Annotated in this window: 20 protein-coding genes; 5 read left to right on the forward strand and 15 right to left on the reverse strand. The window is 67.6% G+C overall.

The features are described 5' to 3' along the window. Positions 1-71: 71 nt before the first annotated feature. The 3 genes from ACX80I_RS03045 to fdxA form a co-directional block, all read right to left on the reverse strand. Positions 72-1355, reverse strand: a complete 1284-nt coding sequence (locus ACX80I_RS03045) for a citrate synthase (protein WP_459343682.1) — start codon at positions 1353-1355, stop codon at positions 72-74. A 161-nt stretch (positions 1356-1516) separates the two neighbouring features. Beyond that, on the reverse strand, positions 1517-2671 hold the full coding sequence (dapC, locus tag ACX80I_RS03050) for a succinyldiaminopimelate transaminase (protein WP_459343683.1): 1155 nt from the start codon (positions 2669-2671) through the stop codon (positions 1517-1519). Continuing rightward, positions 2672-2998, reverse strand: a complete 327-nt coding sequence (fdxA, locus tag ACX80I_RS03055) for a ferredoxin (protein ID WP_049829022.1) — start codon at positions 2996-2998, stop codon at positions 2672-2674. Positions 2999-3139: 141 nt separating this feature from the next. Here fdxA and ACX80I_RS03060 point away from each other — a divergent pair, with 141 nt between their 5' ends. Further along, complete coding sequence (locus ACX80I_RS03060; RefSeq protein ID WP_459343684.1) at positions 3140-3388, forward strand: hypothetical protein; 249 nt, start codon at positions 3140-3142, stop codon at positions 3386-3388. 46 nt (positions 3389-3434) lie between these two features. Here ACX80I_RS03060 and ACX80I_RS03065 read toward each other — a convergent pair whose 3' ends face one another. From ACX80I_RS03065 to ACX80I_RS03100, 8 genes are all read right to left on the reverse strand, one after another. Next, positions 3435-4007: a hypothetical protein gene (locus ACX80I_RS03065; RefSeq protein WP_459343685.1), complete on the reverse strand. Its 573-nt coding sequence runs from the start codon at positions 4005-4007 to the stop codon at positions 3435-3437. 22 nt (positions 4008-4029) lie between these two features. Further along, a complete protein-coding gene (gene typA / locus ACX80I_RS03070; RefSeq protein ID WP_459343686.1) occupies positions 4030-5946 on the reverse strand; it encodes a translational GTPase TypA in 1917 nt (638 codons plus the stop codon). A 252-nt stretch (positions 5947-6198) separates the two neighbouring features. Beyond that, complete coding sequence (locus ACX80I_RS03075; RefSeq protein ID WP_459343687.1) at positions 6199-7956, reverse strand: dipeptide ABC transporter ATP-binding protein; 1758 nt, start codon at positions 7954-7956, stop codon at positions 6199-6201. An 8-nt stretch (positions 7957-7964) separates the two neighbouring features. After that, a complete protein-coding gene (locus ACX80I_RS03080) occupies positions 7965-8978 on the reverse strand; it encodes an ABC transporter permease (protein ID WP_459343688.1) in 1014 nt (337 codons plus the stop codon). Further along, positions 8971-9897, reverse strand: a complete 927-nt coding sequence (locus ACX80I_RS03085; RefSeq protein ID WP_459343689.1) for an ABC transporter permease — start codon at positions 9895-9897, stop codon at positions 8971-8973. Before ACX80I_RS03085 ends, ACX80I_RS03080 begins: the two co-directional genes overlap by 8 nt. 132 nt (positions 9898-10029) lie before the next feature. Beyond that, positions 10030-11667 carry a peptide ABC transporter substrate-binding protein gene (locus ACX80I_RS03090; RefSeq protein WP_459343690.1) on the reverse strand — a complete coding sequence of 546 codons (1638 nt, stop codon included), beginning with the start codon at positions 11665-11667 and terminating at the stop codon, positions 10030-10032. A 327-nt stretch (positions 11668-11994) separates the two neighbouring features. Further along, complete coding sequence (locus tag ACX80I_RS03095; RefSeq protein WP_459343691.1) at positions 11995-13611, reverse strand: sulfatase-like hydrolase/transferase; 1617 nt, start codon at positions 13609-13611, stop codon at positions 11995-11997. A gap of 136 nt (positions 13612-13747) precedes the next feature. Next, positions 13748-15577, reverse strand: a complete 1830-nt coding sequence (locus ACX80I_RS03100) for an ABC transporter ATP-binding protein (RefSeq protein ID WP_459343692.1) — start codon at positions 15575-15577, stop codon at positions 13748-13750. An 89-nt stretch (positions 15578-15666) separates the two neighbouring features. Between ACX80I_RS03100 and ACX80I_RS03105 the strand changes: the two genes are divergently transcribed. Further along, positions 15667-16293: a PH domain-containing protein gene (locus ACX80I_RS03105; RefSeq protein WP_459343693.1), complete on the forward strand. Its 627-nt coding sequence runs from the start codon at positions 15667-15669 to the stop codon at positions 16291-16293. Positions 16294-16301: 8 nt separating this feature from the next. Here the strand turns inward: ACX80I_RS03105 and ACX80I_RS03110 are convergent, their stop codons facing one another. The 3 genes from ACX80I_RS03110 to ACX80I_RS03120 form a co-directional block, all read right to left on the reverse strand. Continuing rightward, positions 16302-17384 carry an ABC transporter permease gene (locus tag ACX80I_RS03110; protein ID WP_459343694.1) on the reverse strand — a complete coding sequence of 361 codons (1083 nt, stop codon included), beginning with the start codon at positions 17382-17384 and terminating at the stop codon, positions 16302-16304. Next, positions 17381-18922 (reverse strand): ABC transporter permease, encoded by a 1542-nt coding sequence (locus ACX80I_RS03115; RefSeq protein ID WP_459343695.1) that lies wholly within the window; start codon positions 18920-18922, stop codon positions 17381-17383. The genes ACX80I_RS03110 and ACX80I_RS03115 overlap by 4 nt, the downstream gene beginning before the upstream one ends. A 179-nt stretch (positions 18923-19101) precedes the next feature. Continuing rightward, the gene (locus tag ACX80I_RS03120) at positions 19102-20898 is read right to left on the reverse strand and encodes an ABC transporter family substrate-binding protein (protein ID WP_459343696.1); all 1797 of its coding nucleotides are present in this window, start codon (positions 20896-20898) and stop codon (positions 19102-19104) included. A 362-nt stretch (positions 20899-21260) separates the two neighbouring features. On the opposite strand from ACX80I_RS03120, the gene ACX80I_RS03125 reads away from it, so the two are divergent. From ACX80I_RS03125 to ACX80I_RS03135, 3 genes are all read left to right on the forward strand, one after another. After that, positions 21261-21575 (forward strand): hypothetical protein, encoded by a 315-nt coding sequence (locus ACX80I_RS03125; protein WP_301226520.1) that lies wholly within the window; start codon positions 21261-21263, stop codon positions 21573-21575. A gap of 62 nt (positions 21576-21637) precedes the next feature. Further along, positions 21638-22696, forward strand: coding sequence for an LLM class flavin-dependent oxidoreductase (locus tag ACX80I_RS03130; RefSeq protein ID WP_459343697.1), 1059 nt, complete (start codon positions 21638-21640; stop codon positions 22694-22696). Positions 22697-22815: 119 nt separating this feature from the next. Beyond that, the gene (locus ACX80I_RS03135) at positions 22816-23820 is read left to right on the forward strand and encodes an acyltransferase family protein (protein ID WP_459343698.1); all 1005 of its coding nucleotides are present in this window, start codon (positions 22816-22818) and stop codon (positions 23818-23820) included. Positions 23821-23829: 9 nt separating this feature from the next. On the opposite strand, the gene ACX80I_RS03140 is transcribed toward ACX80I_RS03135, so the two are convergent. Next, entirely contained in the window at positions 23830-24393 is a 564-nt protein-coding gene (locus tag ACX80I_RS03140; RefSeq protein ID WP_459343699.1) for a glycoside hydrolase family 16 protein, read from the reverse strand. Positions 24394-24709: the final 316 nt, after the last annotated feature.

Consider the following 24709-nt stretch of genomic DNA (forward strand, 5'->3'; position numbering starts at 1 on the left):
CCGCCCACCTGGGAAGGTGGACGGCCGCCGTCGTTGCTGCCGATCCTGGGCAGACCAGTGGGCGCCGGGGATCAGCTCGCGGGGTAGTGCCGCTCTCCCTTGCCCGTGTACAGCTGGCGCGGGCGCCCGATCTTCGTCTGCGGATCCTGCATCATCTCGCGCCACTGGGCGATCCAGCCGGGAAGGCGGCCGATCGCGAAGAGGACCGTGAACATCTTCTCCGGGAAGCCCATGGCCTTGTAGATGAGGCCGGTGTAGAAGTCGACGTTCGGGTAGAGCTTGCGCTCGATGAAGTAGTCGTCGGCCAGGGCCTTCTCCTCGAGGCGCATGGCGATGTCGAGCAGTTCGTCGTTGCCGCCGAGCTTGTTGAGGATGTCGTGGGCGGTGGCCTTCACGATCTTCGCGCGCGGGTCGTAGTTCTTGTAGACGCGGTGCCCGAAGCCCATGAGCTTCACGCCGTCTTCCTTCTTCTTGACCTTCTCCATGAAGTCCTCGGGCTGCATGCCCTTGGCCTGGATGTCCCGCAGCATGTTCAGCACGGCCTCGTTGGCACCGCCGTGCAGCGGGCCGAAGAGCGCGTTGATCCCGGCGGAGACCGAGGCGAACATGTTGGCGTTGGAACTGCCGACGAGGCGCACCGTGGAGGTGGAGCAGTTCTGCTCGTGGTCCGCGTGCAGGATGAGCAGCAGGTCCAGGGCCTTGACCATCATCGGGTCGAGGTCGTACGGCTCGGCGGGCAGGCCGAAGGAGAGCCGCAGGAAGTTCTCCACGAGGTTCATGGAGTTGTCCGGGTACAGCATCGGCTGGCCGATGGACTTCTTGTGCGCATAGGCCGCGATGACGGGGAGCTTCGCCATGAGCCGGAACGTGGAGAGTTCCACCTGCTCGTCGTCGAACGGGTCCAGGGAGTCCTGGTAGAAGGTGGACAGCGCCGAGACGGCCGAGGAGAGCACCGGCATGGGGTGCGCGTCACGGGGGAAGCCGCCGAAGAAGCCCTTCAGCTCCTCGTGCAGCAGGGTGTGGCGGCGGATGCGGCCGTCGAACGTGCTCAGCTCCTCGGGCGTCGGCAGGTTGCCGTAGATGAGGAGGTAGGACACCTCGAGGAAGCTGGAGCTCTTCGCCAGTTCCTCGATGGGGTACCCGCGGTAGCGCAGGATCCCGGCGTCGCCGTCGATGTAGGTGATCGCGGACGTGGTGGCCGCGGTGTTCATGAAGCCGGGGTCGAAGGTGACCTGGCCCGTCTGCTTCAGCAGTTTCGACACGTCGTAGCCGTTGTTGCCCTCGACAGCGGGCACCAGCGGCAGGCTGAGTTTCCCGCCGTCGTAGTGCAGGGAAGCAGCATTCTGCTCGGTCATTGATTCTCCTTCAGGAGCTGGAGCGAGGTCGTCGCCACAAATCAGTCGCTACGCAGGAGGACAGACGTCCCACCGGCATCGCACATTCAGCTGAAACGCTACCGTCAGCGGGCCCCGATCACTAATCCTGCGTACCTTCACGGTGTAGTGGCGGGGGCCGGTCAGGGGGCGGTAGCGGCGAGCCGCGCGACCGCCGCCTCGATCCTCTCGTCGCTGCCCGTGAGGGCGACGCGGATGAATCCTTCCCCCGCGTCGCCGTAGAAGGTGCCCGGGCCCGCCATGATCCCGAGCCCGGCGAGCCATCCGATGGTGTCCCAGGTCGGCTTCCCGTTCGACGCCCAGAGGTACAGGCCGGCCGCCGAGCCGCGAATCGTGAATCCGGCGGCCTCGAGCGCGGGAACCAGCAGTGCACGACGCCGGCGGTACAGGTCCTTCTGCGCAGCCACGTGCGCATCGTCCCCCAGTGCCACGCGCATCGCTTCCTGCACGGGGTAGGGCACGATCATGCCTGCGTGCTTGCGGGAGTTGACGAGGTTGGCCACGATCGCCGGGTCCCCGGCCGTGAACGCAGCCCGGTAGCCGGCGAGGTTGGACTGCTTGCTCAGCGAGTAGACGGCCAGCAGGAGTTCGTGGGAGCCGCCGGAGACGCGGGGGTCGAGGACGCTGGGCACGGGCTCGCCGCCCTCCGCGGGGTCCCAGGGGCCCCAGCCGAGTTCGCCGTAGCACTCGTCGGAGGCCACGACGGCCCCGAGCGACCGGGCGTCGTCGACGATCGCCCGCAGGCCGTCGACGTCGAGCACCTCGCCCGTGGGGTTGCCCGGCGAGTTGATCCAGACGAGGCGCACACGCGCACGGACCTCCTCGGGAAGGTCGGCGAGGGAGTCGGACGCGACCGCCGTGGCCCCGGCGAGGTGGGCGCCGACGTCGTAGGTGGGATACGCCACCGCGGGGCGGACGACGACGTCGCCCTCCCCCAGCCCCAGCAACAGGGGCAGCCACGCGACGAGTTCCTTGGACCCCACGGTGGGCAGGATGTCCTTCGGGTCGAGCCCGGGCACTCCCCTGCGGCGCGCGAACCACGCGCTGATGGCTTCCCGCAGGGCCGGTGTGCCGTGGGTGGTCGGGTACCCGTGGGCGTCGGCGGCCGCGGCGAGGGCGGCCTGGATGAGCTCCGGCGTGGGATCCACGGGAGTCCCGATGGACAGGTTCACCACTCCCCCGGGGTGCTGCGCCGCGGTGTCCAGGTAGGGCGCCATCGCGTCCCACGGGTAGTCGGGCAGATGCAGGCCGAAGGAGGTCGGCTCGCCGGCCGCCACCTAGGCGGGCTGGTTCTGGGGCGGCAGGGCCGCGATGATCGGGTGGTCGAATCCCGTGTTGCCGACCTTCGCCGCTCCGCCGGGCGAGCCGAGGTCGTCGAAGAACTCGACGTTGGCCTTGTAGTACTCGGCCCACTGCTCGGGGGTGTCGTCCTCGTAGTAGATGGCCTCCACGGGACAGACCGGTTCGCAGGCGCCACAGTCGACGCACTCATCGGGGTGGATGTAGAGCGACCGCTCACCCTCGTAGATGCAGTCGACGGGGCACTCCTCGATACAGGCCTTGTCCTTGACATCCACGCAGGGCTGCGCGATTACGTAGGTCACTTCCCACGCCTTTCTATGGAACGGGGTCGGCTGCCGCACCCTCGGTGCGGTTCCCAGCTTAACGCAATGCTTCGCTGCGACAGGACCACGGTGGCAGGCGCCCGTCCACCCTGCCCGGACCGGGGGGCCTACCCTGAATGGGTGCAGGATCCCTCAGCCTTCCTTGCGGCTCTCCCCCTCGACACGAGGGTGGTGGTGCGCCGCCGCGTCGCCGACGGGTTCAGCGACTCCCTGGGCGACCTCGTCGCGCGGGACGGGACCACGTGCACGGTACGGACCCGCAGGGGCGACGACGTCGTCCTGCTCGCGGATGTCACGGCGGCACGGGCCGTGCCGCCCGCTCCGCCCCGACGGGCCCCGCGGCGCGCAGGAACCCCGGGGACGCTGTGATCCGGAATCCGTCCGCCGGCTGTCCGGCGGACGGACGCCGCCCCCGTCAGCGCGCTGTGCGCCGGTGGAGCCGCGAGGGAGCGAGGACGACGGCCCCGATCGCCACCGCGGCGAGTGTCACGGCGAGGACGCCGAAGAGCCACAGGTTGCCCGCGAGGGCCGAGCCCGGAGCGGTGGGCGACGACCCGGTGAGGATCAGCGTCTTCGACGAGGTGGACAGCAGGGCCACCACGCCGTAGGCGACCGCCCCCGCCACCGCCGTCAGGACCACGTTCCTCGCCCAGAGCCCGCACAGCAGGAACAGGCTGCCGGCGAGCACGAGCGCACCGAGCGCGCCGACGGGGAGGGGAACGCCTCCCACGAAGACGAGGTGCCCGTGCAGCAGGGTGCCGAAGACCGCGGCGGTGGTTCCGGCTCCCCCGGCGCCCGCCACGGCGGCGGGCCGTACGCGAGCCCGACGGGCTGCCGGCGCACTCGCCCGTGCATCCGCTGCGGCGGGCGCGGTACGGGAACGGTCAGCCCCGGGCCCGGGCGCGGACCCGCCTGCTCCGGCCCTGTCCGCCAACGACGGACGCCGGCCCTCCCCTGCTGGGGAGGTACCGGCGTCGTCGTGGGCCACTGTTCTGCTGGTGGTGCCGGCGTTATGCGCGGGCGCGTGAACGCGAGGCGCGCATGCGCTCGTTGGCGTCGAGGATGACCTTGCGGATGCGGATGCTTTCCGGCGTGACCTCGACGCACTCGTCCTCGCGGGCGAATTCGAGGGATTCCTCGAGCGTGAGGTTGCGCGGCGGGGTCAGGTTCTCGAAGGTGTCGGAGGACGCTGCACGCATGTTGGTGAGCTTCTTCTCCTTCGTGATGTTGACCTCCATGTCGTCGGCGCGGGAGTTCTCGCCGACGATCATGCCCTCGTACACCTCGGAGGTGGGCTGCACGAAGAAGGAGCCGCGCTCCTGCAGGTTGATCATGGCGAACGGGGTCACGACGCCGGCGCGGTCGGCGATCATCGAACCGTTGGTGCGGTACTCGATGTCACCGGCCCACGGCTCGTAGCCCTCGGAGATCGACGCCGCGATGCCGGCACCGCGGGTGTCGGTCAGGAAGCGGGTGCGGAAGCCGATCAGGCCTCGCGCAGGGACGATGAACTCCATGCGGACCCAGCCGGTGCCGTGGTTCGCCATGTTGGTCATACGGCCCTTGCGGGCGGCCATGAGCTGGGTGACGCCGCCGAGGTACTCCTCGGGCACGTCGATGGTCATGTGCTCCATCGGCTCGTGGATCTTGCCGTCGATGGTCTTGGTGACCACCTGGGGCTTGCCGACCGTGAGCTCGAAGCCCTCGCGGCGCATCTGCTCCACGAGGATGGCCAGCGCGAGCTCGCCACGGCCCTGGACCTCCCACGCGTCGGGACGCGCGGTCGGCAGGACGCGGAGCGACACGTTGCCGATGAGCTCCTTGTCGAGGCGGTCCTTGACCTGGCGGGCGGTGACCTTGGCGCCCTTGACCTTGCCGGCGAGCGGCGAGGTGTTGATACCGATGGTCACCGAGATCGCGGGATCGTCGACCGTGATGAGCGGCAGCGGCTGGGGGTTGTCGACGTCGGTGAGCGTCTCGCCGATGGTGATGCCCTCGATACCGGCGACGGCGACGATCTCGCCGGGTCCGGCGGACTCGGTGGGGACACGGTCCAGCGCCTTGGTCGCGAGGAGTTCCGTGATCTTCACGGACTTCAGCTCGCCGTTCTGGCGGGCCCAGGCGACGGTCTGGCCCTTGCGGAGCGTTCCGTTGAAGATGCGCAGCAGGGCGAGGCGGCCGAGGAACGGCGACGCGTCCAGGTTGGTCACGTGTGCCTGCAGGACACCGTCGGGGTTGTAGCGGGGTGCGGGGATGTGCTCGATGATCGTCTGGAACAGGGGCTCCAGGTTGTCGTTCGACGGCACGGTCCCGTCCGCGGGCTGCTCGAGCGAGGCCGCACCGGCGCGGGCGGCGGCGTAGACGACGGGGACGTTGAGGATCGCGTCGAGGTCGAGGTCGGGGACCTCGTCCGCGAGGTCGGAGGCGAGGCCGAGGAGGAGGTCCATCGACTCGCTGACGACTTCCTCGATGCGGGAGTCGGGGCGGTCGGTCTTGTTGACCAGCAGGACCACGGGGAGCTTGGCCGCGAGGGCCTTGCGGAGGACGAAGCGGGTCTGGGGCAGGGGGCCCTCGGACGCGTCGACGAGGAGGACGACGCCGTCGACCATGGACAGGCCTCGCTCCACCTCGCCGCCGAAGTCGGCGTGGCCCGGGGTGTCGATGACGTTGATGGTGATCGTCTCGCCCTTGGCGGACGGGCCGTCGTAGAACACCGTGGTGTTCTTCGCGAGGATGGTGATGCCCTTCTCGCGCTCGAGGTCGCCCGAGTCCATGACGCGGTCGGCGACGTCGCCATGCGCAGCGAACGAGTTGGTCTGCTTCAGCATGGCGTCGACCAGGGTGGTTTTTCCGTGGTCAACGTGAGCCACGATGGCTACGTTGCGGAGATCGCTGCGGACAGCGGTGTTGCCTGTGGTTTCAGACATGCGTAAGGACTCAATTCAGTATCTACTGCGGGGAAATTGTCGGCGGCTGCAGTGCTCGCCCTCCCACCAGTCTAGGCGAGAGGTAAAAACAGACCTAATGCGCGGGGCCGACGGCGGCCCGTGTCCGCTCTCGGCGCACAAGGACGGCGGCCCTCCCGGGGGAGGACCGCCGTCGTCGTTCGTGTTCCGCAGCCGCGGACTGCAGCCGGATGATGCGCCTGCGTGATGCAGCTACCGGTTGCGCGACCCCCGCTACGCGACCTCGGGGGGCAGGACGAGTCCGGCGCCCGGGATGGCCGCGAGCAGTGCCTGGGTGTAGGCGGTCCGCGGGTTGTCGAACACCTCGTCGGTGGTCCCCTGCTCCACGAGCGTGCCCTTCTGCATGACGGCGACATGGTCGGCGATCTGCCGGACCACGGCGAGGTCGTGCGTGATGAAGAGGTAGCTGAGGCCGAGCTCCGACTGCAGGTCGGCGAGCAGGTTCAGGATCTGCGCCTGGACCAGCACGTCGAGGGCCGAGACGGCCTCGTCGCAGATGACCACCTCGGGATCGAGTGCCAGGGCGCGGGCGATCGCCACGCGCTGGCGCTGCCCGCCGGAGAGCTCGTTGGGAAAGCGCTGCATCATCGCGGAGGGCAGCGCCACCTGGTCGAGCAGCTCGCGCACCTTCTTCTCGCGGCTCTTCGCGGTTCCGACCCCATGGACACGGAGCGGCTCCTCGATGGTCCGGTAGATGTTGTACATCGGGTCGAGCGAGCCGTAGGGGTCCTGGAAGATCGGCTGCACGCGGCGCCGGAAGTCGAACATCTCCTTCCGGCCGAGCGTGGTGATGTCCACGCCGTCGAAGCGGATGCTGCCCGACGTCGCCCCCTCCAGCCCCAGGACCATCTTCGCCACCGTCGACTTGCCCGAGCCGGACTCACCGACGACGGCGGTGGTGGTGCCGCGCGCGATCGAGAAGGAGACCTTGTCCACGGCGGTGAAGTCGGTGGACTTGCCCCAGCTGCCGCGGATCTTGAAGACCTTCGTCAGGTCCTCGACCTCGATCACCCTGTCCAGCGCCGTGTCCAGCGCCGTGTTCCTCACCGCGTTCTTTGCCGCAGCGGGAGCCAGCAGGTCGCCGGTCTCGATGCCGGCCTTCTTGGCCGACTCGATGCGGCGGGACGCGATCGACGGCGCGGAGGCCACGAGCTTCTGCGTGTACGGGTGGCGCGGGTTGGTCAGCAGCTCGAGCGCGGGACCGGCCTCGACGACCTGCCCCTTGTACATGACGATCACCTTGTGCGCCCGCTCGGCGGCGAGGCCGAGGTCGTGCGTGATGAGCAGCACGGCGGTGCCGAGCTCCTCGGTCATGGTGTCCAGGTGGTCCAGGATCTGCCGCTGCACGGTCACGTCCAGGGCCGACGTCGGCTCATCGGCGATGAGCAGGCGGGGCCGGCAGGACAGGCCGATCGCGATCAGGGCGCGCTGGCGCATGCCGCCCGAGAACTCGTGCGGGTACTGGTTGGCGCGTGAGGCGGCGTCGGGCAGCCCCGCTTCCGAGAGCACCTTCGCGACGTCCGAGGGACCACTGGGCAGTCCGTTCGCACGGAGGGTCTCCCGGACCTGGAACCCAATCTTCCACACCGGGTTCAGGTTGGACATCGGGTCCTGCGGGACCATGCCGATCGACGATCCGCGGAGTTCGACGATGCGCTTCTCCGACGCGTGCGTGATGTCCTCGCCGTCGAAGATGATGCTGCCCTCGGAGACGCGCCCGTTGGCGGGCAGGAGGCCGATGGCGGCGAGGGCCGTCGTCGACTTCCCCGAGCCCGACTCCCCCACGATCGCGACGGTCTCGCCGGGCATCACGGTCAGGTGCGCATTGCGCACCGCCGGGACGTCCCCGTTCGACGTCGCGAACGTGATCGCGAGGTTCCGGAGTTCGAGCAGCGGCTGCGGGCCGCCCGACGGCGTCGGAGCCGCTGCGGCGGTGGGGGCGGCGCGGCGGCCGCCCTGGTGGGTTCCCATGCTGGAGCTCATCGTTTGCGTGCCTTCGGATCGAGAGCGTCACGCAGGGCATCGCCCAGCATGATGAAGCTCAGAACGGTGATCGACAGTGCGAGGCCCGGCCAGAAGATGGCCATCGGGTTGCTGCGCAGCGACGGCTTCGCCGAGAAGATGTCATTGCCCCAGGACATGACGTCCGGCGGCAGTCCGATGCCGAGGAAGGACAGCGTGGACTCCGCCACGATGAACGTGCCCAGCGAGATCGTCGCGATGACGATGACCGGCGCGAGCGCGTTCGGGATGACGTGCTTGACGAGGGCGCCCAGGGGCGAGACACCGAGCGACCGGGCGGCCGTGACGAAGTCCGCGTTGCGCACCTCGATGACGGCCGCCCGCGTGATGCGGGCGATCTGCGGCCAGCCGAACGCCACGAGGATGACGACGAGCGTCCAGACGTTGCGGTTCTGCTGGAACACAGGGAGCTGCACGACGACGATCGCCCCGAGGATGAGCGGCAGGGCGAAGAAGATGTCACCCACGCGGGCGAGGATGGCATCCACCCAGCCGCCGAAGAACCCGGCCAGCGCGCCGATCAGGCCGCCGATCAGGACCACGCCGAGCGTCGCGAACAGACCGACGGTCAGCGAGGACTGCGTGCCATGCACCACGCGGGAGAGGATGTCACAGCCCTGGACGGTGAAGCCGAGCGGGTGCCCGGGTGCGGGACCGCCGTCGGAGTTCTCGAGCAGGCAGTTCTCGTTCGGCGGCTCGTGCGTGAAGAGCCCGGGGAACAGCGCCACGAAGATGACCGCGAGGATCAGGATCGCGCTGATGATGAACAGCGGCTGCTTCCGCAGGCTGCGCCAGGCCTCGCCCCAGAGGCTGCGGGGCGCGGCGTCGGATACGGCGCTGTCCGTAGCCCGTACCGGCGTCTCGTCGGGGTCTGCGACGAAGTGCTCGATCGGATAGGCGGACCGCTTGGTGCGTGCCGCCGGCGTGGGTGCGGTCGCGGCGACCTCGATGGGTGTTGTTGGTTCAGGCATATCGAATCCTTGGGTCCAGCCACGCGTACAGGAGATCCACCAGCAGGTTCGCGAGGCAGAAGATGAGGATCAGGAACGTGACGATCGAGACGACCATCGGTCCGTCACCGTTGAGCACGGCGCGGTAGAGGGTGTTGCCGACGCCGTTGACGTTGAAGATCCCTTCGGTGACGATCGCGCCGCCCATGAGGGCGCCGAGGTCGGCGCCGAGGAAGGTCACGACAGGGATCAGCGAGTTGCGGAGCACGTGCACGACGACGACCCGATTGCGGCTGAGGCCCTTGGCCGTCGCCGTCCGCACGTAGTCGGCATTCACGTTCTCGATGATGCTGGTGCGGGTCAGGCGCAGGACGTAGGCGAAGGACACCAGTCCGAGGACCACGGCCGGCAGCAGGAGTTCGGCGAACGTCGCGTCGCCGCTCACGGTCGGATTGGTCCACTGCAGCTTGACGCCGATGAGGAACTGCATGAGGAAGCCGAGCACGAAGATGGGCACGGCGATCACGATCAGGGACAGGACGAGGACCGAGGAGTCGAACAGCTTCCCCTTGCGCAGGCCGGCGATGAGGCCGAAGAGGATGCCGAAGACGGCCTCGATGACCAGGGCCATGACGGCGAGCTTCGCCGTGGTCGGGAAGACCTCGGCGATGATGGTCGCGATGGGCCGGCCGGAGAAGTTGGTGCCGAGGTCGAACGTCACCACACCCTTCAGGTACAGCAGGTACTGGATCCAGAAGGGCTGGTCGAGGTTGTACTGCTCACGCAGTCCGGCGACGACGGCAGGGGTGCAGCCGCGCTCGCCGCAGATGGCGGCCGTGGCGTCGCCGGGAAGGCTGAAGACCAGGAAGTACACCAGCAGCGTGGCGCCGAGGAAGACGGGGATCAGCTGCAGGAAGCGTCGGACGATGTACCAGGCCATCAGCGCACACCTCCCGGTGCGGCAGGCGTCCGGACGGGACGCAGGTGGGGAAGGCTCATGAGGTGTTGCACCTTTTCGTTGGAGCACGGAAAAGGGGCCTGCCCGCCGGGCAGGCCCCGGGTCCGTTACGGGTTACTTGCCGGTGATGGCGTAGTAGAGCGGAACACCGTTCCAGCCGAACTCGACATTGTCCACGTTGTTGCTCCAGCCGCCCTGGGCGACCTGGTACCACAGCGGGATGGCCGGGAGGTCCTCCAGGAGCTGCTCCTGGGCCTTGTTCATGGCCTCGTTGCCCTCCTCGACGGAGCTGGCGGCGAGTCCCTCGGTCAGCTCCTGGTCGAAGTCCGGGTTGCTGTAGCGGGCGTCGTTGGACCCGGCGCCGGTGGCGTAGATGGGTCCGAGGAAGTTGTACAGCGACGGGTAGTCGGCCTGCCAGCCGGCACGCAGGGCACCCGTGAGGGTCTCCTCCGTGGCTTCCGTGCGCGCTTCCTTGAAGGTCGCGTACGGCTTGCCCGCAACCTCGATCCCGAGGTTGTTCTTGATGTTGTTCACCACGGCCTCGACCCACGTCTTGTGGTCGCCCTTGTCGGCGTTGTAGCCGATGGTCAGGGGCTGCGACTCGTCGTAGGGCGCGATCTTCTCGGCGTCGGCCCAGAGCTTCTTGGCCTCGTCCGGGTTGTACTCGAGGTTCTCGCTGCCCGGCAGGTCCGCGCTGTAGCCCTCGAGGACGGGAGCGGTGAAGTCCTTCGCGGGTTCACGACCGCCGTTGAAGATGACCTCGGTGATCTCGTCGCGGTTGATCGCCATCGACAGCGCCTGGCGCCGCAGCTTGCCCGCCTCGCCGTCCCAGTTCGGGAGGTAGTACGGCACGGCGATGGTCTGGTTGCCCGCGTAGGGCGACTCGATGGAGCGCTCGCCGAGGTCGTTCTTGAAGTTCTTGATATCGCTCGTCGGGATCGTCTTCAGGACGTCGAGGTTGTCCGAGATCAGGTCCTGGTACGCCGTCGTGTCGTTCTGGTAGATCTTGAACGTCACGCCACCGTTCTGGGCGGCCTGCGGGCCTTCGTACTCCTCGTTCGGAACGAGTTCGATCTGCTGGTTGTGCTGCCAGGCGCCCTCGGAGGCGAACTTGTAGGGTCCGTTGCCGATCGGGTTCTCGCCGAAGGCTGCAGGGTCCTCGAGTGCTGCGGCGGGCAGCGGGAAGAACGCGCTGTACCCCAGGCGCAGCGGCCAGTCGGACTCGGGCTGCGCCAGCTTGACGGTGAACGTCCGGTCGTCGACGACGGTGAGGCCGCTCATGGTCTCCACGGTGGAGCCCTCGGCGCTGGCCTCGTCGTAGCCTTCGATGCTCTCGAAGAAGTAGCTCGAGAGCTGCGCGTTCTTCGCGGCGGCGCCGTAGTTCCAGGCGTCCACGAAGGAGCTCGCGGTGACGGGGTCACCGTTGGTGAAGGTCTTCCCCTCCTTGAGCGTGATCGTGTAGTTCTGGGCGTCCTCGGTCTCGATGGACTCCGCCATCTCGTTCTGGGGCTTGCCGTCCGCGTCATAGCTGACCAGGCCCGCGAAGATGAGGTCGAGGATCGCTCCGCCGCCCACCTCGTTGGTGCTGGTGGGGATCAGCGGGTTCTGGGGCTCGGATCCGTCCACCACGATGACGGCGTCCGTGGTGCCGCCGCCCGTGCTGGATTCAGTGCTTCCGCCGCCGCATGCACTCAGCGACAGGACGGCGATGGCCGCGACGCTGAGCATGTGGGAAGTGCGCGTGAAACGCATTCCGCCTCCTAGTTATTTGGGTTGTTCCGGCGCTGATGTGGCCGGAAAGTTGTCCCGCAGGTAGCGAGAGCCAACTCACACCGGAAGATTCTATGCCCGTTCTGTTGCTTCCCTGAACATCCTGTCGGGGAAGGCTCCCAGCCGGCTTTCAGCTTCGGCAGTCCTTCCCGAGTTTCCGCAGGCCAGCGGCGAGAAGGGCGCTGCATCACGCTTTGATAACGGGTCCGGAGGCAAGGACGAGGCGGTACCTGCCGGGCCCGCGGAGGAAGGCGCGTCGGAGGCTCGCGAGGAGGCCTCGTCGGGGCTCGCGAGGAGGGACGGACGGCGCTACGGGGCGGAGTCCAGGCCGGCCCAGGCCCTGGCGTAGAACAACGGGGACAGCGAGTTGAGCAGTTCGCTGTAGGCAGCCGGGTCCACCCCCTGGGCCGAGCCGACCGGGACCTCGGGGGCGAAGGCGGATACGCCCAGCCCTGCCTCGGAGTCCTGCAGGGTCAGACCGGCGGCCTCCAGGATGGTGGGGTACAGATTCAGCTGGTCCACCCGCGGGCGGAGCGCAGGCGTGCCACCCGGAACCCAGACCCGGTTGAAGACGGTGCGGTTCTCGTGGTGGTCCAGCTGCTCGTGGAACGCGTCACCCGCGCTCATGTGCTTGACGTGGTCGCCGGTGATCACCACGGCGGTGTCCTCGAGGTAGCCCTTCTGCCGCATGTAGTCCACGAACCCTGCGACCTGGGTCATGGAGCAGGAGTACACGGAGGTGACCACGTTCTCGGTGTCCACGTCGCAGTAGTCGTAGACGAACACCGGCTCGTGGGTGTCCAGGGTCAGCATGGACAGGTTGAACGGCTCGCCGGTGCGCTCCGCCTCGGCGTGCAGCCGGTCGATCTCGTCGCGGGCGTTCGCCATCAGGCGTTCATCGCTCAGGCCCCAGTCGCCGCGGAAGCTCCTCGCCTGTTCCCCGGCGGCACGCCAGTCGGAGAGGTCCTTCTCCTCGGAGTAGCCATGGGTCTCCAGGAAGACGTCCTTCGCGGCGAAGGAGGCATTGGCACCACCCAAAAAGGTGCTGGTGTAGCCGTGATCGGCCAGGACATCGCCCAGGCAGGTCAGCCCGCCCAGGTAGGTGTCGGCGCCGCCGCCGAGGTCGTTCGAGGGCGCGCTGCTACCCGCGGCGGTGTCGGCTCCCTTCAGCGGGACGCCGCACTGCGTCCCGACGAGGCCGGCCATGGTCCAGCCCCCGCCCTCGTACTGCTGGAGGTCCTCCACGCTCTGCCAGCCGTCGGTGGCACGGGTGACCGCCTTGAGCGGGGCGAACGCGTCCTTCTCGAAGAGCTGCTCGTCCTCAAGGGTGGCTTCACCGGACTCGAGGTAGATCAGTACCAGGTTGCGCTTGTCCGCGTCGCCGGTCACGACCGGTTCCCGATAGTAGTCGCCGAGGTCGTAGTCGGAGTTCGCCGCCCTGATGTAGTCCCCCATGCCCACCGCCGTGGAGAAGGCCGTGGCCCCGCCGAGGACCACCGCGGCCACCAGGGCCGTGGAGACGGTGCGCAGGATCCACTGCCGGCCGCCCACACGGGGCGCCTCGCCCCCGCGGTGGCGCGCGCGGTGCAGCTCGTTTCCGCCGGAGCGGCGCGCGGGGCGCAACTCGTCCCTGCGGCGGCGCGCGCGGCGCCGGTAGTGCTGCCACACGGCGATCCCGACGGTGATGAGCACGGGCGCGACGCCGACGCCCAGGATGCCGACCCACACGACGGACCCGCCGCCCCCGTCGGTCTCCACGGAGACGAGGTTCATGAGCATCTGGCTGACGGAGATCGTGCCCCAGTAGTAGCGGATGCCCGCGGCGGCGATGAGCAGGGCCAGCCCCGCCCAGATCAGGACGTAGACCAGGACGTGCCCCAGGGCGATGCCGACCCGTCGGGTCAGGTGGAGAATCCGGCCAGACATGGCAACACCTCGCGTTCCAGATGCCCGGGGTTTCGCCGAACGCCTTGACATCGGGCCCGTTCTCGGGCCCATAGCAGACTAGTGCCGTTACACTACCCCGCTCAACCGGGGAGGCCCGGACGGTGAGCGGGGCCGGCTACTCGGTAGAGGCCAGGAGCTTGGACCTCAGTTCGCGGCGTTCGCGCTGCTTCTCCGGATCCGGCAGCGGTACGGCCGCGAGCAGGCGCTGCGTGTAGGGGTCCTGGGGGCTGCGCAGGATCTGGTCGCGGGTGCCCTGCTCCACGATCCGGCCGCGCTTCATCACGCAGATGTAGTCGGCGAGCACATCGACGACGGCGAGGTCGTGCGTGACGAAGAGGCAGGCGAACCCGAGTTCGCGCTGCAGGTTCTGGAAGAGCTCCAGGACCTTCGCCTGCACGGACACGTCCAGGGCCGACGTCGGCTCGTCCGCTACCATCAGCTTCGGCTTGAGCGACAGCGCGCGTGCGATCCCGACGCGCTGCTTCTGCCCGCCGGAGAGTTCGTGCGGATACCGGTTCCGGTAGGAGCGCGGGAGCTCGACCTGGTCGAGGAGGCTCTCGATGCGCTTCTGCAGCGCACCACCCTTGGCCTCGCCGGCGAGGAACATCGGCTCACCGATGCTCTCACCGATCGGGAGCCGGGGATTCAGCGACGACGACGGATCCTGGAACACCATGCCGACGTGGCGCCGCACCTTGACGAGTTCCTTCGAGGTGGGCCGGAAGCCCGAGATGTCGGTGCCGACGACCTTCAGCGAACCCTCTGCGACCGGCAGCAGCCCGACCGCGGCCCGGCCGATCGTCGTCTTGCCCGAGCCCGACTCCCCGACGAGACCGATGACCTGGCCCGGGTGGACGGTGAGGTTGGCGCCCTCGACGGCGCGGAACGCGGGGACCCTGCCCTGCTTGGGGTACTCGATGGCGACGTCGACGAGCTCGAGCACTGCCTCGGCGGCCGGGTGGGCCACCGCCGAGTCCTCGGCGAGCTGGGCCAGCACTTCCTGCTCGCGTCGCGCGAGCTCGTCGCGGTCCACCGTCTGCAGTTCGGTGTGCGTCGCCGCCGCCAGCGCAGCGGTGATGTCGACGTCGTCGTTCCCGTCCCCCTGCCCCAGGTGGGGAACGGCGGCGAGCAGCTCCCGGGTGTACTCGTGCTGAGGGTTGTTGAAGATCTGCTCGGCGGTGCCGGTCTCCACGATGCGCCCCTTGCGCATGACGGCGATCCGGTCGGCGAGGTCCGCCACCACGCCCATGTCGTGCGTGATCAGGACGATCGCGCTGTTGAGCTGGTTCCGCAGGTTGCGCATCAGGTCCAGGATCTCGGCCTGCACGGTGACGTCGAGGGCCGTGGTGGGCTCGTCGGCGATCAGGAGCTTGGGATCGCAGGACAGCGACTGGGCGATCATCGCACGCTGGCGCTGGCCTCCGGAGAGCTGGTGGGGGTAGGACCGGAAGGCCTTGTCCGGATCGGGCAGCTCCACCAGCTGCAGCAGGCGGAGCGCGCGCTGCTTCGCCTCGTCCGGCGAGATCTCGTTGTGCAGGCGCAGCGTCTCCACGATCTGGAACCCCACCGTGTAGACGGGGTTCAGCGCCGTCATGGGCTCCTGGAAGATGACCGCGACGTCGTTGCCGCGGATCTGGCGCAGCTTGGCGGGTGACATCGTCAGGACGGATTTGCCGTTGAGCAGCACCTCACCCGTGACGCGGCTGTTGGAGGGCAGCAGTCCGAGCAGGGACATGGAGCTGGCACTCTTGCCGGAACCGGACTCCCCCACGATGGCGAGCACCTCGCCGGCCTTCACCTCGTAATTGAGGTCGATGGCCGCCGGGACCCACTTCTTGTCGACGCCGAAGTCGACACTGAGGTTCCGCACCTCGAGGACCGGCCCCTGGGCTGACGATCGGTCCGCGCCGGAGTCTCCGATGCCGCCGATGACCTGAGTACTCATGAAGTGATCTCCTTCGTGACGGAGACGCCGCGGGACCACGGGCGCTCCTGGATTGCCGCGGACGGCTGCAGTGCTGGGACTATGGAGCCATGGGACGCTCGATCGACGTGGCCGGAGCCACCGTTTTCAAGCCGCGCACGAGTGGATGGTTCACGGGCATCGCCGTACTCGTCGCCGGAGGTGGCCTGGTGTCCGTCGTCGCGACCGAGGGGCCGGCCGGCCTGCTGGCAGGCTGGCCGCTTCTCGGCATCGCGTACGTCGGATGGTGGCTGTTCTGGTACCCGGCGGTGGTGTTCGCCGAGGACTTCGTCACCCTCCGCAATCCCCTGGCGACCATCCGCGTACCCTGGGCCGCGCTGATCGACGTCGACACCAAGTACGCGCTCAAGCTGGTGACGCCGTCGGGCTCCTTCACGGCCTGGGCGGCGCCCGCTCCCGGAGTCTGGGGAACCCATGCCGGCAAGCCCGAGCACGTGACGAACCTGCCCTCCACCAGCTACGGCCCCGGCCGGTCGATCCGTCCGGGGGACCTCAAGAACACCGATTCGGGCTACGCCGCCTACCTGGTCCGCTCCCGCTGGCAGGACCTGGTGGAGAGCGGCGCCGTCGACGTCGACCAGCCGGCACCCGTGCGCCGCACGTGGAACTGGCGGCACCTCGCCGCGGCCGCCCTGCTGGTCGCAGCGACGGCCGTCTCGCTGTACCTGGCACCCTAGCGACGTCCTCACGCGGCTGCGGGCTTCTCTGCGTCCTTTGCCCGGCCGGCATTGAACTTCTTCTGCCGGGGGTCGAAGGCGTCGCGCAGGCCGTCACCGATGAAGTTGATGCACAGGCAGATGAGCACGATGAACAGGCCGGGGAACCAGAACAGCCACGGGCGGGTCTGGAAGGCTTCCTGATTCTGGCTGATGATCAGGCCCAGGGACACATCCGGTGCCTTCACCCCGAAGCCGATGTAGCTCAGCGCCGTCTCCAGCAGGATGGCCGAGGACATGAGCAGTGTGGTGTTCACGATGATGACACCGACCGCGTTGGGCAGGATGTGCTTGAAGATGATCCGCCTGTTGGATGCTCCTGCGATCTTGGCCGCGTCGACGAACTCGCGTTCACGGAGCGTCAGGAACTCACCGCGGACGAGCCGTGCGAGGCCGGTCCACAGCACGAGCCCGAGGAAGAGACCGAGAAGCCAGATCTGGGCTCCCGAGCCGACGTAGCGGTTGACCGCCTGACCGAGCGTCGCAGCCGCGAGGACCACGGGGATGATGATGACGATGTCCGTGAAGCGCATCAGCACCGCTTCGGGCCAGCCGCGGAAGTACCCCGAGCACGCACCGATCACGACGCCGACCAGACCGGCGAGCACCCCGATGATGAACATGATGATGATCGAGTTCTGCGTCCCGCGCATCGTCATGGCGAAGTAGTCGCGCCCGATCGAGTCCTGGCCGAAGGGGTGGTCGCCCCAGCTGAACGGACCGGTGATGGTCGGCGCCCCGCCGCCGAGCAAGGGCAGGAACTCCGTGTGGTTGTACTTCCACCAGCCCGGTATGCCGGCGAAGCCCACAGAGGTGAACGCCATAAGGAAGATGATGGCGAACACGACGAGGCTGATGATCGCGGCCGTGTTGTCGAAGAACTTCCGGCGGACGATCTGGCCCTGGGACAGGCCCTTGGCCTCCTGATCCGCAGCCGGCGTCGGACCCGCGGCGGGCGTGGGATCCGCATCGGGCGTCTCATCGGCATGCACCGGCCCCGTGACGGTCGACGTCGAACGGTTCGGGAAGTCCGAGGGACTCTGCGTCGTCATGCTTTCACCCTTACGCGAGGATCGAGGAACGAGTACACGATGTCGGCCACGAGGTTGAACACCAGAGCCAGGATGCCCGCCACCAGGAAGAAGCCCATGATGGGATCGGGGTCGGTGCGCTGCAGTGCCTGCACGAAGAGCTGCCCCATCCCGGCGAAGGCGAACACCTGCTCGGTGATGATCGCGCCGCCGATGAGCGCCCCGATGTCGAAGGCGACGAGGGTGGCCAGCGGGATGAGAGCGTTGCGGAAGGCGTGGCGCATGACTACTGTCCGCTCGCTGAGTCCCTTCGCGCGGGCCGTGCGGATGTAGTCCATGTTCATGATCTCCAGCATGGAGGCACGGGAGTACCGGCTGTAGCTCGCGAGCGAGGCGAGCAGCAGGGCGAGGGTGGGCAGCAGGAGGTGCGTGAACGTGTCCAGGCCGTTGACCCAGAACGTGCCGTCGAGGCCAGGGGTCTCGGCTCCCACCGTGGCGATCGGCCTCCCGCGGACGCGCGGGTTGCTGACGTAGGACGGCCACGTCACCATGAACCGGTCCACCACGATGAGGAAGCCCATCAGCAGGCCCGTCAGCGCGGCAGCCCGCATGCTCTGTCCGCGGTCGTACCCTCCCAGAAGGTAGCCGACGGCCAGGCCCACGAGCACCGTGATGATCGCGAAGACCACGATCATCCAGGCGGTCGCGGCATTCAGGATCGGGTTGACCACGTAGTAGGCGACGAGGCCGAGCGCCACCATTATCAGGGCCGAGAACAGGGCCTTGCGGTTCCGCAGGCCGGCGGTGAGCAGCACGACGCCGAAGGCGATGCCGACTCCGGTGATGAGGATGATGACGGGTCCGAGCCCCGGGCTGGAGAACCAGTCGACGAGGTCGAGGACGAACAGGAGGACCGCGGCGACGACGGCGCCCAGGACGAACGCGATGCCCTTGCGTTTCCACGATCTGCTCGCGAACAGGGCCCAGATGAGTCCGCTGGCTATCGCCACGACGATGATGGTCGATCCGGGTATGTCGGGATCTGCGAGGAAGTTGTTGAACCCGATGGCGCCGAATTCCTTGAGCAGGACGGCCAGCCAGAAGATCGGGAGCGAGAAGAACAGGAAGGACATGAAGGTCACGCCGTAGTCCAGGCCGCTGTACTGCCGCAGGGCCGTGATGATGCCCAGGGAGATGCCGATGATGATGGCGAGGACCGTGGCGGTGGTGACGAGCGTGATGGTGTTCCCCATGGCCCTCGCGAGCGAGGTGGTGACGGCTTCCCCCTGGATGCTCGCGCCGAGGTCGCAGGAGGCGGCGAAGGGGACCAGGCACTTCGCGGCACCTGCCAGCCAGCCGAAGTACCGGAGGGGGGCCGGCGTGTTGAGGTCGAGGAGTTCCGTGCGGGCCTGGATGAGCTGCTCGCGGTTCGGGGCATTGCTCGCCCGGAGGTCCTCGAGCGGGTCCCCTGACAGGGCGGTGAGCTGGTAGACGACGAAGGACGCGCCGAAGAGGATGAGGACGGCCGTCACCAGACGTCGGACGATGTAAGTCACCATGGGTTTTCACGCCTCACGATCGGATGCGGGTGGGTGTTCCCGTGCTTTCGCTGAAGTGTAGTGCAGGGGCTGGAGTCGGCGGTGCGACTGCGGCGCGGCACACGGAGAAGGCGCCGGGACGGGCGAGTTCCCCGGTCCCGGCGCCTTCTCCTAGGAATGTGCTTGTTCCAGTGGGCGAGCTACTGGACGACTTCCCAGTCCCACAGGTTCCACCAGACGCCCGTCTGGTTCGGCATGTACTCCATTCCGGTGACGTTGTCGCTGTACGCGTCGACGCCGGGCACCTGGAACAGGGGCAGTCCGTACTTGGAGTCCCAGATCAGCTTGTCGATCTGGATCTGCAGGTCGTCCTGCTTGTCAGGGTCCGTCTCGACGATCAGCTGGTCCATGAGCTTGTCGGCCTCCGGGCTCGAGAACCCGTTGAAGTTGGAGCCGTTGCCGCTCTTGAAGATCTGCGGGACACCGGACACGCCGACACCCGAGTTGATCCAGCCGAAGATGGTCGCGTCGTAGGTTCCGTTGCCGAGCGCTGCTCCCCAGTCGGAGGCACCGAGACCACCGTCGACGATCTTGAAGCCCGCCTGGGAGGCGGACTCGGCGATCAGCGTGTAGGAGTTGAGGCGGTTCGGGTTGTCGCGGTTGTACATGATCCGGACCTCGGGCGTCGCTCCGGCGAGCAGCTCCTTGGCGCCTTCGATGTCGACCTCGGCGTAGGCCTCCGAGCCGTTGTTCGCGGCGGACTCCTCGTAGGGCTCCTGGTCCGTGAGGAACAGCTGCGAATCGAGGGGTTCTGCGTCCGGGTTCAGCTTCTTGATGATGGAGTCCACCAGCTGCTGGCGGGGCACCGTCTTCATGAAGGCCTCACGGACCTTCTCGTCCTTGAAGACACCGCTGAAGTTCAGGTCGAGGTGGTCGTAGGACAGCTGGTTGCCGCGCTCGACGGTGACACCCTCGAGCGCTTCGAGCTGCTCGACGGTATCGGCCGAGGCCTGCGGGGCGATGAGGTCGACCTCGCCGTTCTGCAGTGCCTGGACCTGTGCAGGGGCCTCACCGATGTAGCGGACGGTGATCTCGTCCACCTTCGGCATCGGGCCCCAGTTGTAGTCCTCGTTGCGTGTCAGCGTCATCGACTGGTCCGGCGTGATGGCCGACGCGATGAAGGGACCGTTCGAGAGGAACAGCTGCGGATCGGTGGGCAGCGACTTGGTGTCGAAGCCCGTGTTCCAGAAGTCGGCCAGGGCTTGGATCTCGGGACGCTCGACGGGCTTCTCGGGGTCGCCTGCCGGTGCGGTCTGGACGAGCTCGATGAGCGCGTCCTCGTCGGCGAGGCCGCCCTTCTCCGCGAGCACGTGGGCGGGAGTGGAGATACCGCCCTCGCTCATGAGGCCGAAGGCGACCTTGTAATCCGCGAAGGGCTCCGAGTAGTTCAGCGTGATCGAGCGGCCGTCGTCGCCGATCTCGGGGAGCTCGGTGAGGCCGAGGCCGCTCGTGTCACCGGCGTAGTCGAAGTAGGTGGCACCCGAGGTGACTTCACCTGCGTCGTCGGTGGTGGCATCGTTGAAGTAGCCCGAGCCGATCACCCACGAGAGCAGCAGATCGCCGCCGTCGACCGGTTCGCCGTCGGACCAGGTGACGCCCTCGTTGACCGTGTACTTCACGCTGAGGGGGTCCTCGGAGAGGACCTCCATGGAACCGAAATCCTTGTTCTCGACGACCTCGAGATCGTTGTTGATGTAGACGAAGCCGGAGTGGGTCGCGTAGGCGATCTTGCCGTTGATGTCTACGTTGCCCTCGGAGCTGTTCGAGTTGAACGAACTGAAGGCATTCACCTCCACAACGCGGATGTTGCCGCCCGATGCTTCGCCCTCGGCACTCTCCTCGGGTGTCTCAGTACCCGTATTGGCAGCGCAGGCACTGAGTGCGAGCGCTGCAGCAGCAGCGACCCCCACAGCTTTGGAAGTACGTCCGAAACGCATTCCGCCTCCTATTTCCTAGTGTGGTTCCAGCTTCACGCGGTGTTGCATGACAGCCGACACGCGACCCCGGAGGGTGACGCCACTCACGTGTGCAAAAGCCTAGGTGCACTTTGTTACCAGCAGGTATCCCTTGCCCGGACTGCTCCCGTGTTGTTATCGAGATGCAACCAAATATTTCCAGGCCTTTCCCCGTTGCTTCCCGGCTGGATGTGGTCGCGCCCCCTGATGCGCGCTCCGCGCCGCCCCTTGATATCGTTCTCGACTCGGTGTTTTGCTAGGGAGAGCCGGCGGCAGCGGCTGCGTGGGCGGCGGGAGCGCACGGGCCGCCGCCGAGCTTCGGCTGGAACGGACAGGGAGTCATCATGGCGTGGCTTTTCGTGGACAGGCACGCAGCGGTCTGGGACGACGACGCGAATGTCCAGGCCGCGATCGGAGCGCTCAAGGTACGGCTGGACCAGCACGCCGAGGTTCACCTGTCCATCCAGAGCAAGGGGCTGAAGGGACCCGTGTTCGTCATCACCCGGGACACCGTGCTGAGTTCCCCGGAGCTGAGCAACCGCTTCAACGCGGACCTCTTCGCGGAGCTCACGACGCCGACCGCCCGGAACAGCCCGACGATCCACTGGTTCTCCGACGGCCGCGGATTCGTGTCGGAAACCACCAGCCGCATGTGGTGACCAGGGGAAAGCCTGCCGCATAGTCTGGGGATCAGCCGTCCGCCGATGTGAAGAGGAAGTCCATGCCCGACTCCACCCGTCCGCTCCGCAAGCTGGGATTCCTCACCATTGGCCTGTTCGATCCGGCGGATCCGGCTGCGGGGCACGAATCGACACTGCGGATCATCGAACTCGGCGAGCGCCTGGGCTTCGACAGCGCCTGGCTGCGCCACCGCCATCTGCAGTTCGGCATCTCCTCCCCCATTGCGATGATGGCCGCCGCAGGCCAGCGCACCTCCCGGATCGAGATCGGAACAGCCGTGACCCCACTGGGCTGGGAGAATCCCCTGCGCCTGGCCGAGGACCTCGCCACCGTCGATCTGCTCGCCGGCGGACGGATCAACCCGGGCCTGAGCGTGGGTGAGCCGATGCACTACGACACCGTGAAACACGAGCTGTACCCGGACTCCTGGGAGGTGGAGGACTTCAGCTACGCACGTGTGGAGCGGCTCGCCCGTCTGGTCGCAGGGGAACCGGTCCGGGACTTCTCCGGCCGGCAGGGGGTTGTCGAGGACTTCTCCTCGCGGGTCGAGCCGCACTCGCCCGGGCTGCGGCAACGCCTCTGGTACGGCGCGGGAAGCAGGAAATCGGCTGTCTGGGCCGGGGCGAACGGCTTCAACCTGCTCTCCAGCAGCGTCATCTTCCCCGAGAGTGATCAGGAACCGGATTTCGCCCGCATCCAGCAATCCCAGATCCGTGCCTACCGCGAAGCCGCCGCCGCGTCATCCCCTGCGCACGGACCGGCCCGGGTATCGCAGGGCCTGGTGGTGATCCCGACCGATTCGGCGTCGTCGGACCAGCGGGAGAAGTACCAGCGGTACGTCGACCAACGACTCCCCCGGACCCGCGCACCTCAGGGGCCCAAAGGAATGCTGTTCGCCCCGGACCTCATCGGGACGAGCGATGAGATCGCCGAGCAGTTGTATGCGCATGCGGGGTTCCAGGAGGTCGACGAGGTGGCGTTCGCCCTGCCCTTCAGCTTCGACCACGAGGACTACGTCCAGATCCTCACCGACATGGCCGAGAAACTGGCGCCCGCCCTCGGCTGGACTCCTTCGGGTGCCGGGCAGGGCGTCCAGTAGGAGATTCGTCGCGGCGCGCGCAGCGGGAGTATACGTCGACGGTAGCTGCGGTGTGAGCCGGATTGCATGCGGGGATTCGCCTACGCTTGATACTGACGAATTCGACCTCGGAGGCATCCTTGGCGACCCTGTCTGCACGAGCACCAGCCGTTCCAGCGACCCGATCCGGAGCCATCGACGCACTCCGGGTGCTCGCGGTCGTCGCAGTCGTCGCAGGGCACGTCTGGTCGGGCCCGCTCGTCGACGCCGGCCTCTACACCTGGCACGTCCCCGCGTTCTTCCTGCTCTCCGGGTACCTCTGGAAGAGCCGCGAACCGGGCGTGCGACGGCCCGTCGCAGCGGAAGCCAGGAAGCGGTTTCGAACCGTTCTGATCCCCTATTGCGCATGGCTGGTCGTGACGCTCCTCGTCCATGTCCCCATCCACCTCCACCGCGGCACCCTGACGAGCGACGCCGTGATCCTGCCTCTCGTCGGCGGATCCCTCAACGCGGGACCCTTCGGCGCCTACTGGTTCATGAGTGCGCTGTTCCTCTCGGCCGTCATGTTCCGGGCACTGGAGCGTGTACCCCTTGTCCTGCGGGTCGCACTCATCGCGGGGATCACGCTGGTCATCCACCTGTTCGGGGACGTCCTCGCTCCGCTGCCCCTGTCGCTCGGGGTCGCCGGCTCCGCGCTCGTCTTCCTGCTCGCCGGGCAGGCCCTCCGGCGCGTCCGTACCCGGGTGGAAGCACCGATCCGGTGCGGCGCGGTGTGCCTGATGGCGGGTGCGGCACCGGTCCTCACCAGGACGTCAGCGCCACTGGACCTCAAGTACAACGAACTCGGCACGCCGGCCCTCAGCGTCGTCGTGGCGGTGCTCATCAGCTCCGGCCTCCTCCTGATCCTCGAGGGCGTGTTCTCCCGGTTGCCGGCATGGGCTCACGCACTGTCCGCGACGCTCGCCGCGGGCTGCCTGATGGTGGTGCTGACGCACACGTACGTGCTGTGGCTGCTCCCTGTTCCCGAGACGGAGCGGCAGTTCTGGGTACTGATCGCGGCACTGGTCCTGCCGTGGTCCGTGGCGATGATCCTCCACCGGACGCCGCTCTCCCGGATCTTCCTCGGAACAGCACGGGCGACCTGACCACGACCTTTACCGGCCGGCCGCTCCGTACACGCGAACCCAGTCCACTCGCATCTCGCCGGCGCCGTCAGCGGTGCCGTCCGGGAACCAGTCCAGCTGCAGCGTCTGGTGCATCGGACCGGGAGGCTGGTGCGCGGGGTCGTTGTCCTCGAACCACTTCACCCCATCGATGTACCCGACGATCCCCCGCGGGGACCAATCGACCGCATAGTTGTGGAACGTCGTGACGTCCAGGGCTTTGAACGCCGACGTCTGCGCATTCGAACAGCCGTGGTGGTGGAAGAACTTGATGACGTTCCAGTCACCCGTCGTCTCCGCGTAGTCGACCTCGCCGTCGCAGGGCCAGTTCTCACTGTCCGGCCACAGGATGGACACCAGGTGGTACTCGTCATCACCGGACCCGGCCGCACGGACTTCCCACCGCCCGTACTTCTGGCGTGCGAACTTGGCACCATGCCGGCGGTCGTGCCATCCGGGGTTCCGGTCATGACCATCCGGGAGCCGTCCACGGTCACTTGCCGTGGACTCCGGATACCTTTGCCCGCGTGCCCGGCGCTGTTGTAGATCCGCCACTTCGTCGCATCAGGCGCACCGGTGTAGTTGAACTCGTCGCCTGCCACAGGTGTCCCCCACCCCTGGCTCACCGCCGCCTCGGTGGGTGATGCCGCCTCAGGTGATCCCGCCTCAGGCGCGGTCGTCGTTGTGGTGCGTGCCGTTGTCGGAGTGATGAGTGCCGACCCCACCAGAAGAGAGGATGCAACCACTGCGCATTGACGCCACGACATCAGGCCGCCCCTCTCATACCTGGGTTCGAGGAGGCGTCGGCCCAGGAGCGATCACCGTCCGACCCCAGCTATGCCGAAGCGTAGGGCAGAAGCGGAAGGGTCAG

It is taken from the genome of Arthrobacter rhamnosi, assembly GCF_054510855.1.